Annotated in this window: 13 protein-coding genes, 1 tRNA gene and 3 pseudogenes; 11 read left to right on the top strand and 6 right to left on the bottom strand. The window is 53.8% G+C overall.

Annotation, left to right across the window (positions count from 1 at the left end; translation table 11 throughout):
• Positions 1–44 precede the first annotated feature (44 nt).
• The 5 genes from ubiA to VSX58_RS08990 all read right to left on the bottom strand — a co-directional run bounded on the left by ubiA (position 45) and on the right by VSX58_RS08990 (position 4,473).
• Positions 45–908 (bottom strand): 4-hydroxybenzoate octaprenyltransferase, encoded by an 864-nt coding sequence (gene ubiA, locus VSX58_RS09010; RefSeq protein ID WP_327617763.1) that lies wholly within the window; start codon positions 906–908, stop codon positions 45–47.
• Positions 909–932: 24 nt separating this feature from the next.
• Positions 933–1,454 (bottom strand): chorismate lyase, encoded by a 522-nt coding sequence (gene ubiC, locus VSX58_RS09005; RefSeq protein ID WP_327617762.1) that lies wholly within the window; start codon positions 1,452–1,454, stop codon positions 933–935.
• A gap of 335 nt (positions 1,455–1,789) precedes the next feature.
• Entirely contained in the window at positions 1,790–3,442 is a 1,653-nt protein-coding gene (gene groL / locus VSX58_RS09000) for a chaperonin GroEL (protein ID WP_327615858.1), read from the bottom strand.
• 47 nt (positions 3,443–3,489) lie between these two features.
• The gene (locus VSX58_RS08995) at positions 3,490–3,783 is read right to left on the bottom strand and encodes a co-chaperone GroES (RefSeq protein ID WP_048636335.1); all 294 of its coding nucleotides are present in this window, start codon (positions 3,781–3,783) and stop codon (positions 3,490–3,492) included.
• Between the two features lie 219 nt (positions 3,784–4,002).
• Complete coding sequence (locus VSX58_RS08990; RefSeq protein WP_327617760.1) at positions 4,003–4,473, bottom strand: FxsA family protein; 471 nt, start codon at positions 4,471–4,473, stop codon at positions 4,003–4,005.
• A gap of 384 nt (positions 4,474–4,857) precedes the next feature.
• Between VSX58_RS08990 and aspA the strand changes: the two genes are divergently transcribed.
• The 9 genes and pseudogenes from aspA to VSX58_RS08945 all read left to right on the top strand — a co-directional run.
• Positions 4,858–6,297: an aspartate ammonia-lyase gene (aspA, locus tag VSX58_RS08985; RefSeq protein WP_327617759.1), complete on the top strand. Its 1,440-nt coding sequence runs from the start codon at positions 4,858–4,860 to the stop codon at positions 6,295–6,297.
• 124 nt (positions 6,298–6,421) lie between these two features.
• On the top strand, positions 6,422–6,754 hold the full coding sequence (gene cutA, locus VSX58_RS08980) for a divalent cation tolerance protein CutA (RefSeq protein ID WP_327615855.1): 333 nt from the start codon (positions 6,422–6,424) through the stop codon (positions 6,752–6,754).
• Positions 6,730–8,436, top strand: a complete 1,707-nt coding sequence (locus tag VSX58_RS08975; protein ID WP_327617758.1) for a protein-disulfide reductase DsbD — start codon at positions 6,730–6,732, stop codon at positions 8,434–8,436. Before cutA ends, VSX58_RS08975 begins: the two co-directional genes overlap by 25 nt.
• A gap of 44 nt (positions 8,437–8,480) precedes the next feature.
• Positions 8,481–9,056 (top strand): transcriptional regulator, encoded by a 576-nt coding sequence (locus tag VSX58_RS08970; RefSeq protein WP_327617757.1) that lies wholly within the window; start codon positions 8,481–8,483, stop codon positions 9,054–9,056.
• Positions 9,057–9,176: 120 nt separating this feature from the next.
• Positions 9,177–9,252 (top strand) — tRNA-Phe (locus VSX58_RS08965).
• A gap of 163 nt (positions 9,253–9,415) precedes the next feature.
• Positions 9,416–9,586 (top strand): annotated as a pseudogene (locus VSX58_RS08960) (Arm DNA-binding domain-containing protein); the annotation flags it as partial.
• 195 nt (positions 9,587–9,781) lie between these two features.
• On the top strand, positions 9,782–10,285 hold the full coding sequence (locus tag VSX58_RS08955) for a helix-turn-helix transcriptional regulator (protein WP_327617756.1): 504 nt from the start codon (positions 9,782–9,784) through the stop codon (positions 10,283–10,285).
• A 2-nt stretch (positions 10,286–10,287) separates the two neighbouring features.
• Complete coding sequence (locus VSX58_RS08950) at positions 10,288–11,559, top strand: type II toxin-antitoxin system HipA family toxin (protein WP_327617754.1); 1,272 nt, start codon at positions 10,288–10,290, stop codon at positions 11,557–11,559.
• Positions 11,560–12,183: 624 nt separating this feature from the next.
• Positions 12,184–12,360: pseudogene (locus VSX58_RS08945) on the top strand (Arm DNA-binding domain-containing protein); the annotation flags it as partial.
• A gap of 186 nt (positions 12,361–12,546) precedes the next feature.
• Here the strand turns inward: VSX58_RS08945 and VSX58_RS08940 are convergent.
• Positions 12,547–12,717: pseudogene (locus VSX58_RS08940) on the bottom strand (IS3 family transposase); the annotation flags it as partial.
• Positions 12,718–12,896: 179 nt separating this feature from the next.
• Between VSX58_RS08940 and VSX58_RS08935 the strand changes: the two are divergent.
• Positions 12,897–13,484, top strand: a complete 588-nt coding sequence (locus VSX58_RS08935; protein WP_327617752.1) for an NAD(P)H-dependent oxidoreductase — start codon at positions 12,897–12,899, stop codon at positions 13,482–13,484.
• A 48-nt stretch (positions 13,485–13,532) separates the two neighbouring features.
• Entirely contained in the window at positions 13,533–14,150 is a 618-nt protein-coding gene (locus tag VSX58_RS08930) for a TetR/AcrR family transcriptional regulator (RefSeq protein WP_327617751.1), read from the top strand.
• Positions 14,151–14,247 lie beyond the last annotated feature (97 nt).

The following is a 14,247-nucleotide window of genomic DNA, read 5'->3' as shown; positions in this document are numbered from 1 at the left end:
GGCGGCGAAGTATCGCCGCCTTGCGCCCATTTCATCCAGAGCGCTTACAGGCCGAACAGCACGCCGATAAACAGCGCCATGCCGACATAGTTATTATTCTTAAACGCACGAAAGCACGCATTCCGCTCCCGCCCGGCAATCAGCGTCTGCTGATAAATAAATAGCCCGGCGGCAATCAGCAACGCCAGGTAAAACACCGGCCCCAGCGCCGCCATATAACCCAGCGCCGCCAGCAGCAGCAGCACGCCCAACTGCAGCAGGCCGATAATCAGGGTATCGAAGCGGCCAAACAAAATAGCGGTGGATTTGATGCCGATCTTGAGATCGTCATCCCGGTCAACCATCGCATACTGCGTATCGTAGGCGACCGTCCAGCAGACGTAAGCCAGAAACATCATCCAGCAAGTAGCGGGCAGCGACTCGCTGACCGCCGCATAGGCCATCGGTATCGACCAGCCGAACGCCGCGCCCAGCACAAACTGCGGCAAGTGGCTGACGCGTTTCATAAACGGATATATCCACGCCAGCGCCAGCCCGGCGACGGAAAGCCAGATCGTCATCATATTCAGCGTCAGAACCAGGCCGAACGCCAACAGGATCAGCACGACAAACAAGATCTTGGCGGACTGCTCGCTGACCATGCCGCTGGGCAACGGACGCGAAGCGGTGCGCTTGACGTGCCCGTCGAAATGACGATCGGCGTAATCATTGATCACGCAGCCGGCCGCCCGCATCAAAAAGACGCCGGCGACAAACACCAGTAATGTCCACGGTTCTGGAGCCCCGCGCCCAGCCAGCCACAACGCCCACAGTGTCGGCCACAGCAGCAGCAGAGAACCTATTGGCTTATCAATACGCATCAACCGACAGTAAGCCAGCCACTTCCCCGCCGTTACACTTCTTTCCAACGGACTAATCTCCTCAATTACCGGCTAGCCTTCACGACTCTCCGTCAAATAAAGCGGCGCCTCTGGTAAAAATAGCTCGGTCAACAATAACGGATGACCAGAAAGACGCAAACGGGAACGCCGCGCCCACAGCCCTTCACAGAGTCCGACATGTATATAATCACGCGTCAGAGCGTCATGCTGAAAAAGATAACGCCCCAGCGGTACGCTACCGATGTTCGTCAAGTCGATGCCGGCGCCGGCCAGCGTTTGCCGGGGAATCAGGGTACGACCGAATAACCAGGGACGCCCGTCGCCATAAAGCACGACTTCGCGCAGCCAGTAACGCTCACTAACCGGCAGGTGGGCGCATTCATCATCCGGCTCCCCCGGCGTGACAAAGCCTTCACTGCGGATAGAGACCGTCAACCGAACGCAATGCGCCTCAAGGCGCCGCGTCATTGAATGCGTTTCCATCAGCCAATCCCGAACGCGCGCGGGAATTATCGCCGGCTGCCCGGTAAACCATTTGGCCGCGCGCAGGGAAAAATGCGCTCCATCAGACATTATCCCTACTCCGCTCAGGGGGAATTCGTAAATAAAGTAAGCGACTCATATTGTAGCGCAGAATAGCGTCCTGATAACACGTTCGCCCTGATTGATACCGAATACGGCGACATTGTAGCCGCTGGACCGAGGCGGTAAAAAGCCCGAAAAAGGAGAAAAAAATCAAGAAGAAAACAATCAGGAAAGACAAACCGGCGACGAACGGGCGAGACATAAAAAAGGCGCCGGCCGGTGTTTTCCACCAGACAACGCCTTTTGTACGGCATAGAGGAAACAGATGTAAATCGGCTCAAGCCGCCATAAAAGCAGGACGCCTCATGGCGACTCTCGTCGCATTACATCATGCCGCCCATACCGCCCATGCCGCCCATACCGCCGGCTGCACCTAAATCCGCTTTTTCTTCTTTCGGCAGATCGGTCACCATACATTCGGTGGTGATCATCAGGCCGGCAACGGAAGCCGCGTATTGCAGAGCGGAACGGGTAACCTTGGTTGGATCCAGGATACCGAAGTCCAGCATGTCGCCATACTCTTCGGTCGCCGCGTTGTAACCGTAGTTATCTTTACCCGCTTTAACATTGTTAGCGATAACGGAGGCTTCTTCGCCGGCGTTAACCACGATCTGACGCAACGGAGATTCCATCGCGCGCAGCGCAACTTTAATACCCACGTTCTGGTCTTCATTATCGCCTTTCAGGCCAGAAGCGGAGACAGAGGAAGCCGCGCGAATCAGCGCAACGCCGCCGCCGGCGACCACGCCTTCTTCCACCGCCGCGCGGGTGGCGTGCAGCGCATCTTCAACGCGGGCTTTCTTCTCTTTCATCTCAACTTCAGTCGCCGCGCCGACTTTGATCACGGCTACGCCGCCGGCCAGTTTAGCCACGCGTTCCTGCAGTTTTTCTTTGTCGTAGTCTGAAGTCGCGTCTTCAATCTGCTGACGAATTTGAGTCACGCGGCCTTCGATGGTCGCCTGGTCGCCCACGCCGTCGATGATGGTGGTGGTATCTTTGTTGATAACGACGCGTTTCGCCTGACCCAGATCTTCCAGCGTGGTTTTTTCCAGTTCCAGACCGATCTCTTCAGAGATAACCGTACCCGCGGTCAGGATAGCGATATCCTGCAGCATGGCTTTACGACGGTCGCCGAAACCAGGCGCCTTGACGGCGGCCACTTTCACGATGCCGCGCATGGTGTTGACCACCAGCGTAGCCAGCGCTTCGCCTTCAACATCCTCTGCGATAATCAGCAGCGGTTTGCCTGCTTTGGCAACGGCTTCCAGAACCGGCAGCATTTCACGGATGTTGGAGATTTTTTTGTCAGCCAGCAGAATGAACGGGCTTTCCAGCTCGACGGAACCGGTTTCCGGTTTGTTGATGAAGTAAGGAGAGAGGTAGCCGCGATCGAACTGCATACCTTCGACGACGTCCAGTTCGTCCTGCAGGCCGGTGCCTTCTTCAACGGTGATAACGCCTTCTTTGCCCACTTTTTCCATGGCTTCGGCAATCAGTTTACCCACGGTGTCGTCGGAGTTCGCAGAGATGGTGCCGACCTGTGCGATAGCTTTGAAATCAGAGCAAGGCACGGATTGTTTTTTCAACTCTTCAACCGCGGCGACAACGGCTTTATCGATACCGCGTTTTAAATCCATCGGGTTCATGCCCGCGGCGACGGCTTTCAGGCCTTCAGTGATGATGGACTGAGCCAGTACGGTGGCGGTGGTGGTGCCGTCGCCCGCCGCGTCATTCGCTTTGGAGGCGACTTCTTTCACCATCTGCGCGCCCATGTTTTCGAACTTGTCTTCCAGTTCGATTTCGCGCGCCACGGAAACGCCGTCTTTAGTGATGTTTGGCGCGCCGAAGGATTTATCCAGTACCACGTTACGGCCTTTCGGGCCCAGGGTAACCTTCACTGCATCAGCCAGTACATTTACGCCGCGCAGCATTTTTACGCGAGCGTCATTACCGAATTTTACGTCTTTAGCTGCCATTGGTGTATTTCCCTTAAATTCGTTCAGTTCAGATGAGTTACGCGCAATTACGCTTCAACAATCGCCAGGATGTCGCTTTCAGACATGATCAAGACTTCTTCGTTATCAATCTTCTCTGCCTTCACGCCATAGCCATCATTGAAAATAACGATATCGCCTACTTTCACATCCAGCGGTTTAACTTCACCGTTTTCCAGGATGCGCCCATGGCCGATGGCCAGTACTTCACCACGGGTAGATTTACCTGCGGCGGAGCCGGTCAGAACGATACCGCCAGCAGATTTGGACTCAACTTCTTTGCGCTTGACGATCACGCGGTCATGCAATGGACGAATTTTCATTGATAGCTCTCCTTTGAGAAAGTCCATATCAGTTTAGGATAAACGCCGGATATGCCGTCATACTCGGCCTTGTGGTGTTTTAAGTGGGGGCGATCCTTTTCCCTTCAAGGGGGAAATTTATTTTTTTTTGCATCTCGCGATGATTTTTGTGGCGAAAAAACAAAAAAACAATATTTATCAATAAGATAAATATTGTTCGTTTTGTGATTAATCTAACACTCAGCGATCGTCGTTTTGATCCCGCCGCTCAATATTTCTGCCGGCGTCATCTTTACGTTGATACTCGCCTTCGAACGTATTGCCGCCGGAGGCCGCGGCGCCGGGGCCGGAACGCCAGATATGCAAATGCGGCATCAGCTTGAGGGTCAGGCGCTTTTGCACCGGCGGCAACAGCAACAACAGCCCCAGGAAATCGGTGAAGAATCCGGGAACCAGCAGCAGAAACCCCGCCAGCACCAGCGATACGCTTTTTACCATCTCCGCCGCGGGACTCTCTCCCTGCGCCATTTTTTGCTGCATCTGCACGATTGTCCGCATTCCCTGGTTACGCACCAGCGACACGCCGACGCAGGAAGTGAACACCACCAGCAGCAGGGTTATCGCGACGCCGAGCACCTCCGCCACCTGAATAAACAGCGATATCTCTATGTATGCGAAAAGAAAAATTAATAACAACGGTAACCAGCGCACCGGACTCTCCTGTTTTGAGAACGCCTGTTGTTAAAAACAAACGCTATTGTTGTAAACAAATTATGTTATTGAAAACAAATATGACCAGGCATCGCTGCACTGCACATTATAATCTACTGAGATGGTAGCGTGATTGACTGTTTTCAAGCTATGCCATAACTATTTGTTGCCTGAAAGCGGCGAGCCATGACGACTATCACGGTTCATTTATCTGAGCCTAATGGAAAGATTCAGATAGTGATCCAGACTACTATTTTACGGGAATAAATCAGCACATAATTACGGAAACGAGCTTTTATCTGGTTAAATATCCCGAAATGATATCAATAACAGCGCAATGCGTGCGCACGAATTCCAGTCAGCAGATATATAGAGAAGGCTCTCATGTCAGATAATATTCGTATTGAAGAAGACCTGTTAGGTAGCAAAGAAGTTCCCGCGGATGCCTACTACGGTGTTCATACCTTACGGGCTGTCGAAAATTTTTACATCAGCAACAGTAAAATCAGCGACATTCCGGAATTTGTGCGCGGTATGGTCATGGTGAAAAAGGCCGCCGCGCTGGCGAACAAGGAGTTGCAAACCATCCCGCGGAAAATCGCCGATGTCATTATTCAGGCGTGTGATGAAGTGCTGTACAACGGCAAATGCATGGATCAATTCCCGATCGATGTTTATCAAGGCGGCGCGGGCACCTCGGTAAACATGAACACCAACGAAGTATTGGCGAATATCGGCCTGGAGCTGATGGGACACCAAAAAGGCGAATACCAGTATCTCAATCCAAACGACCATCTGAACAAGTGTCAATCAACCAACGACGTCTACCCCACCGGATTTCGTATCGCGGTTTACGCCGCCACCCTGAAGCTGGTCGACGCGCTGACGCGGCTCGGCGACGGCTTCGAACGTAAAGCCAAAGAATTTGAGAACATATTGAAAATGGGGCGAACCCAATTGCAGGACGCGGTGCCGATGACGTTGGGTCAGGAATTCCACGCTTTTAATGTGTTATTGAAGGAAGAAAATAAAAATCTGCTGCGCACCGCGGAACTGCTGTTGGAAGTGAACCTGGGCGCGACGGCGATCGGCACCAAGCTGAATACGCCGGACGGCTATCAGCAGCTGGCGGTAAAACGGTTGGCGGAAGTCAGCGGCCTGCCGTGCGTTCCCGCCGAAGACCTGATCGAAGCGACCTCCGACTGCGGCGCCTATGTCATGGTGCACAGCGCGCTTAAGCGCGTGGCGGTAAAGCTGTCGAAAATCTGTAACGATCTGCGCCTGCTCTCCTCCGGACCGCGGGCCGGTTTGAATGAAATCAACCTGCCGCAGCTGCAGGCGGGCTCGTCAATCATGCCGGCCAAAGTTAACCCGGTGGTTCCGGAAGTGGTCAACCAGGTCTGTTTTAAAGTGATCGGCAACGATACCTGCGTCACTATGGCCGCCGAAGCCGGCCAGCTTCAGCTAAACGTCATGGAGCCGGTTATCGGCCAGGCGATGTTCGAATCAACGCATATCCTGGCCAATGCCTGCCACAACCTGCTGGAAAAATGCGTCAACGGCATTACCGCCAATAAAGAGGTCTGCGAAGCCTACGTATTCAACTCCATCGGCATCGTTACCTACCTTAACCCGTTTATCGGCCACCACAACGGCGATATCGTCGGCAAGATCTGCGCGGAAACCGGCAAAAGCGTGCGCGAAGTCGTTCTGGAGCGCGGTTTGCTGACCGAAACCGAGCTGGACGACATCTTCTCTACCCAAAACCTGATGCACCCGGCCTATAAAGCCAAACGCTATACCGACGAAAACGAACAGTCGTAACGATCCGTCCCAAGGCGCACCCGTTTCCCGCAGGCGGCGCGCCTCTGCCTGATAGCGCGCATTTCCCCTCATAAGACAAAGCAAGGTATAGTGTTCCCCATGTTCACTTTAAACGGAGGCCACGATGTCGGACCGCCCGGCTTGCGATGCCGTCGTCATACTCTGTACCGCGCCTGACGAGCCCTGCGCGCAGCGGCTTGCCGCATCATTGCTGGAAACGCGGCTCGCCGCCTGCGTAACGCTGCTGCCCGGCGCTCGCTCCCTCTACTATTGGGAAGGCAAACTTGAGCAGCAGTCGGAAGTACAAATGCTGATCAAAAGCGATATTTCACATCAGCAGGCTTTGCTGACCCATCTGAAACGACACCATCCTTACCAAACCCCGGAACTGCTGGCGTTACCGGTATTGCATGGCGATAGCGATTACCTGACATGGCTCAACGCATCTTTACGCTGATTATCCTGATCTGCAGCGCGCTTGGCTCTGCCGCCGCATCCTCCCCTTTTGGTCAATCCGGCATCGGCAATAGCCCTGGAACCGCGTTTCTATCGGTCGATCGGGCATTCGCTTTCGACTTTCAGCAGCGCAATGACCAATTAACCATTAATTGGGAGATAGAGCCCGGCTACTATCTCTATCGCCAGCAGATAAAGCTGGAAGGCAGCAACGTGCTGCTGGGCGACGTCAGCCTACCGGAAGGCATCAGCCACCGGGACGACTATTTCGGCCAGGTTTTCATCTTCAAACGCCACGCGGCGCTGACCGTGCCGCTGCGCCAGGCGAGTGAAAACGCCACGGTCAAAGTAACCTATCAGGGCTGCGCCGAAGCCGGATTTTGCTACCCGCCGGAGACGCGCGTCATCCCGCTGCGCCAGGTCGTTCAGGCCGCGGCCCCGACGGCCGCGCCGCAGCCGTCGCCAATGCCGCCTTTCTCCCCCTGGTGGGCGTTGCTGATTGGCATCGGCGTCGCCTTTACGCCCTGCGTATTGCCGATGTATCCGCTGATATCCAGCCTGGTGCTGGGCAGAAATACCCGATTGACGCTTCGGCGCACCTTTTGGCTGTCAATGACCTACGTACAGGGGATGGCGTTGACCTATACGCTGCTGGGGTTAATCGTCGCCGCCGCCGGACTACGCTTCCAGGCCGCGCTGCAGCATCCGTACGTTCTCATTACGCTCTCCGCGCTGTTCATCGCGCTGGCGCTGTCGATGTTCGGCCTGTATACCCTGCAATTGCCGTCCGCCGTGCAAACCCGGCTGGCGGAGTGGAGCAATCGTCGGCAAGGCGGCTCGCTGACCGGCGTATTCGGCATGGGAGCGCTGGCGGGATTAATCTGCTCGCCCTGCACCACTGCGCCGCTTAGCGCCATCCTGCTGTATATCGCGCAAAGCGGTAATATCGCCGCGGGCGCCGGAACGCTCTACCTGTACGCGTTCGGCATGGGCCTGCCGTTGATTCTGGTCACGCTATTCGGCAACCGACTGCTGCCGCGCAGCGGCCCATGGATGCAGTACGTCAAAGAAGCCTTTGGTTTCGTTATTCTGGCGCTGCCGGTTTTTCTTCTTGAGCGCATACCGGGCGAAAGCTGGGGGGCCAGGCTGTGGAGCCTGCTGGGCGTCGCCTTTTTCGGCTGGGCGTTCGCGCTGAGCTTACGCAGCCGTACAGGCAGGGCGCGCGGCGTGCAGATCCTGCTGCTGGCAAGCGCGTTAATCAGCGCCAGGCCGCTCCAGGATTGGGTATTCGCATCAGGCGCGCCCGAACGGCAACGCGCGGTTTCCGCCCTTAGCTTCACGCCCGTCGCCGACGCGGCCGGCTTAAAACATGCGCTGGCGAACAGCCATCGACCGGCGATGCTCGACCTTTACGCCGACTGGTGCGTCGCCTGCAAAGAGTTTGAAAAATACACCTTCAGCGATAGCGGCGTGCAACGCCATTTATCACGCATGACGTTATTACAGGCTGACGTAACCGAAAACCGGGAGGAGCAGAGCAATCTGCTGAAACAGTTACAGGTTCTGGGGCTGCCCACCATTCTGTTTTTCGATGCGCAGGGTAACGAAATCCCCGACTCGCGCGTCACCGGTTTTATGGATGCGGAGAAATTCCAGGCGCATTTGCAGAAGCTCGGCCCATAAACGACACTATTCTCTCTGGCAACCGCTCTTTTGGAGGAAACCCAATGCAACGGGAAGAGGTTCTTGAACAAGCGCTCACACTGTTAGAGCAGCACGGTTTCGCCATGACCACGTTGGAAATGCTGGCTAAAAAGCTGAACGTTGCGGTCACGGAGCTGCTGCCGTTCTGGCCCGATCGCGAAGCCCTGCTTTATGACAGCCTGCGCTACCACAGCCAACAGGTTGATATCTGGCGGCGAAAGATTCTGCTGGATGAAACGAAAAGCCCCGAGCAAAAACTCCTGGCGAGGTATCAGGTTCTGCATAACGCGGTAGAACAACAGCGCTATCCCGGCTGCCTGTTTATCGCCGCCTGTAGTTTCTTTCCCGATATCAACCATCCGATACACCGGATTGCCGAGCAGCAAAAACAGGAGTCTTACCGCTACACGCGCGCACTGCTGGAGGAGTTGGAAACAGACGATGCGGAAATGGTGGCTCAGCAGATGGAACTGATTCTGGAAGGCTGCCTGAGCAAACTGCTGGTCAAGCATCAGGCGTCCAGCATTGCAACGGCGCGACGGTTGGCGGAGGATGTCCTGCGCTTCTCCTTATGCCGCAAAAACGGCGCGTTAACCTGAATCAGCAGGGCGCGGCGCCCCGCGCTTTGGCTGAAAAGTCGGCAGTCGGCGGGATTTTCCGCTGTTTAACCAACAAACCCGTTGACGCCGCGCGGGCAATACGGTTTAATGCGCCCCGTTGCCCGGATAGCTCAGTCGGTAGAGCAGAGGATTGAAAATCCTCGTGTCCTTGGTTCGATTCCGAGTCCGGGCACCATATTTTTGTTTTGGGACGTTCCTATATGTCCGGGAACATAGAAAAATCAGTAAGTTGATGAAGATCTGGAGTACCTCAAGGTACTACCAGATTTTTTGACATCCGTAGTTTTTGGGGACTTAATTGGGGGCCTGTCGGTTCGATAAACTATGAAGCCCCCACCATGCATCTGACTGATACCGCCATCCGCAACGCCAAGCCGCTCGATAAACCTTACAAACTCAGCGACGCGCAGGGTCTGTACCTGCTGATTAAACCCAACGGTTCTAAACTCTGGCATCTCAAATACCGCTTCGGCGGCAAAGAGAAAAAGCTGGCGTTCGGCGCTTACCCCCAGCGACTCTTTTGTTTTTAATACAACGCCATAATCCTCTTCCCACTATAGTGTAAATATTCTGGCACTTTAAAACCAATTTCGCAGTAATACTAACATCTCACTCATGTTTTCAGGTTCGCCACAACGCTCAAGCTCAACAGATATGCTAATATTATGGCGATAATTAACTCATAAGGATAAAATACTTCCACTATGGCGAAGAAAACGGCCCCCCTGCTTCCTGATACTCACCAGTTGCTTGCTGACTTTGGCGAGCGACTTAAGCTGGCGCGCCTGCGGCGTAAGCTGACGGCTAAACAGGTCGCTGAACGTGCGGGCATGTCGCCAATGACGTTGCGTTCGCTTGAAGCGGGCGGCGCAGGTGTGACAATGGGCGCTTATTTGTCCGTCATGCAGATTTTAGGGCTGGAAAACGATCTGAATAAACTGGCGGCCGAAGACGAGCTGGGACGCCAGCTACAGGATTTCCGGATGATAAAAAAAGCGCACGCCTCCCGTACTTCTGCAACCACAGGGAAACGCGCTTCCAGAAATGCGTCTACCGATACTACCGTTAAACATGACACATCCGGCAGGCGGGAAACGTCTAGCTCAGAATTATCTTCAGAAGAAGCACCGGTAAAAACGTCGGGCATCACATCTGCATCGCTGGCGGCCCTGTTAAAGCCAATAAAGAACCCCATAAAAGGTAACTAACGATGGCAACAATCAGTGTATACGCAGACTGGGAGGGGTTGCAGGGACCCAAACGAATTGGCTCTCTGCGCAGCCGTCGAACCCGAACACGCGAACTCTTTGAATTTCAGTATGATCCACAGGCGTTAAGCGATCCTGAACTTAATTTTCTACAGCTTGATCCAGAAATCGGGCTGTTTGAGGGCGCTCAATATCCAACTTCGCCACGAGATAAGTTCGGCGTATTCGGCGATTCCAGCCCTGACCGCTGGGGACGAATGCTAATGAAGCGCCGTCTGGAACGGGATATTCGTGCAGGTATTCAGGCTGAAGGTACACGGCTTTACGAATCGGACTATCTGCTTGGCGTACATGACCTTTACCGGGTTGGCGCTCTGCGTTACAAGCTGGAAGATGAAGGTGAATTTCTCGATAGCCGGATAGATGTTGCAGCCCCTCCTTTCACCGAAATTGGCGCATTAGAAAGAGCCAGCCGGGCGCTTGAGGACGATCCTGATAATACCGCCTTAGTGGGTCAGGAATGGCTAAGAATGTTGATCGCACCGGGTGGCTCATTAGGCGGCGCACGACCAAAAGCCAGTGTCGCTGATAATAATGGATGCCTCTATATCGCTAAATTTCCAAGTACAAGGGATGAGTACGATGTGGGCGGCTGGGAGATGGTCGTTAACGCGCTCGCCACAGGCTGTGGGCTCAACGTAGCCGCGGCAGAAGCCCGTAAATTCGCCAGCGATTATCACTGTTTTATGGTCCGTCGATTCGACCGGACGGAAACTGGCCAGCGTCTGCATTTCGCGTCGGCGATGACGCTAACCAGACATCAGGATGGCGAGGATGCGTCAACAGGCGTCAGCTATCTGGAACTGGCGGACGTTCTGATAAGGCAGGGCGCACAAACCAACGTCGACCTGAAGGAACTCTGGTCGAGGATCGTTTTTAATATCCTTGTCTCCAATACCGACGATCATCTGCGCAACCACGGATTTATTCTGGTTCCCGGCAGAGGCTGGCGCCTGTCCGCAGCCTACGACATGAACCCTACGCCGTGGTCTGATGGCCTAAAACTCAATATCACCGAGGCAGATAATGCACTTGATCTCGAATTAGCACGAGAAGTAGCCGGGTACTTTCGCCTGAATCAGGCAGCGGCTCATGAGATCATTGCTCATTTCTGCGGGATCGTCAGCCAGTGGAGAACGATTGCGGACAGACTGCACCTTCCGCTTCGGGAGCAGGAACAAATGGCGGAGGCGTTCAGGGTGGCGGAAAGATAAGTGGGCTATCACTTATGTCCATTCAAAAACAATTTTGTTTGGTTATCTTAAAGGCTGTATGAACACATTTTAAAAACAGAATGAAAATTACATTTAATCATAATGTTAAATCATACAATGGTGATATTTATCTCAAATACACCCTGAGCAACATATCAAATACCGGTTTGAAAGACGTTAAATTCAGAGGGTATCAGACCATTGTTTGCACGCGATGAACTGTGGGTATAAAGGTTGTGTTTTTAGCGTCGTAATGTGTGGAGCCCCTACTGTTATATTATATGGGGACTTAATTCCGCACATACCAACGCCCCACGCCCTTAAACACCGATTCCTCGTGATAACCATCAAAAAAACAAAGCGATTTTTTATGGGGCTTTAGTGGGGGCGCTGTTTCAACAATTTCGTAACAAAACCAATAATAAACAGCACGTTAATCGTAGATATGATCCCGAGTCCGCCACCTTTCCTTTTTTATGCCTCCTTATCAATCCCTATGTGTATGTAATTCAATAAGTTGACGTAAAAAACTTTTCCGATGCGTTTTGATTTATCCCTTCGTATCGGGGAATTTGTGGGTCAGATTGCGGGTCGTTCAGTTCGATGAACGAAGGAGACCCTCACATGGCCCTGAATGACAGCAAAATCCGCGCAGCCAAATCCCGCGCAAAATCCTACAAACTTACTGATTCGCAAGGCCTGTATCTGACGATATCGACCAGCGGCGCTAAGTTATGGTATTTCCGCTATCGCTTCGGCGGTAAGGAAAACCGTCTGGCCTTTGGTCCTTATCCACGAATCGGGTTTATTCAACACGCTCCTTTTAAATATTAAAACGGTAATACTTTCCAGCTATGTTCCATTACATACTGTGTCAACAGAGCCTGATTGCCGACACAGACTGGCGACCAACGCATTCCAACATTGGAATATCTGAAGCATCATCACCATAGGAATAACATTCCTGCAGGTTGATATTATGATCCACACAACGGCCAGGGACAGAGCCTCTTTTGTATACAGATCTCCGACCCACCTTTGATTTGGGGCGCTAGCGTAAAATCCGCTTTCTAATAGGCGTTCTGACACTGATAGACCATGCTCACGGTGGCTAATCGGACTAAACCTTCGCGACGTTTTCGCTCTGATCTCTTGCCGATATGAGAATAATTTACAACATACCAATAGTATGTTACTGTCTCCGCATCACGGTTTTATCCGCGTACAGACGGCGTAGCAAACGGAGCCGCGCCTGCGGGAGCGGTGTCCTGCAACGTCTGATTGCAATGGCGAGCTAAGCCGGCTCGCCTTCCCGACACAGGATAGGAGCCCGAAGAATGCATGCGCTGATCGTTGTTGCTCATCCCGATAAATCCTCCTTCACACACGCCGTCGCCGGCGAGGTCGCCCGCGGAATCTCCCTTGCCGATACGGAAAATAGCCTTGAGATAGCGGATCTGACGGCGGAAGGTTTCGATCCGCGGTTTTCCGCCGCCGATCTGGCTTTTTTTCGCAACCAAGGCCCGCGTTCAGCAGATGTCGTCGCCGAGCAGGAGCGAATCGATCGCGCTGACGCACTGGCGCTAATTTATCCTGTTTACTGGTGGTCATTTCCAGCATTGATGAAAGGTTGGATAGATCGCGTGTTTACCGGCGGGTGGGCTTATGAGGATACGCCTGACGGTAAATGGCGCAAAAAACTCGATCGCCTTCAGGTCCATCTGGTCGGCATTGGCGCGGCCAATCTGCGTACCTATTCCCGTCACGGCTATTTTGCGGCGATGAGAACGCAGATAGATCACGGTATATTTGATTATGTCGGCGTTCGGGTGGTGACGTCCGAGCTGCTGCTTATCCCGGACGGCCGGTTCCCCGAAACGCATCTGGATGTCGCCCGGGGAATCGGCAGGAAAATTTTCGCCTAGCGGATATTTCGCCAATACTTCGTGAAGGATTAACAATGAGGACGGAATATGTCAAAACGCGTTGCCGCTGCGCATGGGAATAGCGTCAGAAAACGCCGGCGGCTTACCAGGGAAGCGCGTTATTCCCAATTGATCGATACGGCATGGAAAGTGATTCATGAAGAGGGGACGGATGCGCTGAGCCTGGGAAGATTGGCCGAAGCGGCGGGCATCACCAAACCGACCGTATACGAACATTTCGGCACGCGTCACGGTTTGCTGACCGCCTTATACCAAGATTTTGATTCCCGCCACGGCATAATGATTGATGACGCCATCGCCGCCGGTAAACCAGTTTTGCAGGATAAGGCGCGCGTTATCGCATCAAGCTACATCCGCTGCGTGCTGAATGAAGGGCGTGAAATCCCGGGCGTGCTAGCGGCATTGAGCGGTTCGCCGGAGCTGGCGGAGATGTGCAAGAAATGCCAGCACGCTTTTCTTGAAAAATGCCGGCAGGCGCTTGCGCCGTTTCTCGGGACGAAAACACTCTCCGCGGCGGCGCTGTGGGCGATGCTCGGCGCGGCGGACGCTCTCGCGTCCGTCGCCCTGAGCGGCGAAGTCAGCGAACGGCAGGCCTGTCATGAGCTATACGAAATTATTCTGGCAATGGCGCATAGGGCCGTCTGAGTATGCGCGCAGGCCGTTGAACGGAGGGTTAAATGCCAACGGGCGCCCCGTTGATGCCGCCCAGGCTCCCGCCGGTCGCCAAACGGATACCGGCCGG

Origin of the sequence: Brenneria populi (assembly GCF_036016195.1) — a bacterium.
Lineage (GTDB): Bacteria > Pseudomonadota > Gammaproteobacteria > Enterobacterales > Enterobacteriaceae > Brenneria > Brenneria populi.
Note: the sequence above shows the minus strand (reverse complement) of the source record. Positions and strands in the feature narration are given on the sequence as shown.

Bases quoted from the DNA above. Each gene is read 5' to 3' on its own strand.
- ubiC (WP_327617762.1), bottom strand. From the start codon at position 1,454: ATGTCTGATGGAGCGCATTTTTCCCTGCGCGCGGCCAAATGGTTTACC.
- VSX58_RS08995 (WP_048636335.1), bottom strand. From the start codon at position 3,783: ATGAAAATTCGTCCATTGCATGACCGCGTGATCGTCAAGCGCAAAGAA.
- VSX58_RS08955 (WP_327617756.1), top strand. From the start codon at position 9,782: ATGGCGAAGAAAACGGCCCCCCTGCTTCCTGATACTCACCAGTTGCTT.
- VSX58_RS08930 (WP_327617751.1), top strand. From the start codon at position 13,533: ATGTCAAAACGCGTTGCCGCTGCGCATGGGAATAGCGTCAGAAAACGC.
- VSX58_RS08935 (WP_327617752.1), top strand. From the start codon at position 12,897: ATGCATGCGCTGATCGTTGTTGCTCATCCCGATAAATCCTCCTTCACA.
- VSX58_RS08950 (WP_327617754.1), top strand. From the start codon at position 10,288: ATGGCAACAATCAGTGTATACGCAGACTGGGAGGGGTTGCAGGGACCC.
- cutA (WP_327615855.1), top strand. From the start codon at position 6,422: ATGTCGGACCGCCCGGCTTGCGATGCCGTCGTCATACTCTGTACCGCG.
- groL (WP_327615858.1), bottom strand. From the start codon at position 3,442: ATGGCAGCTAAAGACGTAAAATTCGGTAATGACGCTCGCGTAAAAATG.
- aspA (WP_327617759.1), top strand. From the start codon at position 4,858: ATGTCAGATAATATTCGTATTGAAGAAGACCTGTTAGGTAGCAAAGAA.
- VSX58_RS08970 (WP_327617757.1), top strand. From the start codon at position 8,481: ATGCAACGGGAAGAGGTTCTTGAACAAGCGCTCACACTGTTAGAGCAG.
- VSX58_RS08975 (WP_327617758.1), top strand. From the start codon at position 6,730: ATGGCTCAACGCATCTTTACGCTGATTATCCTGATCTGCAGCGCGCTT.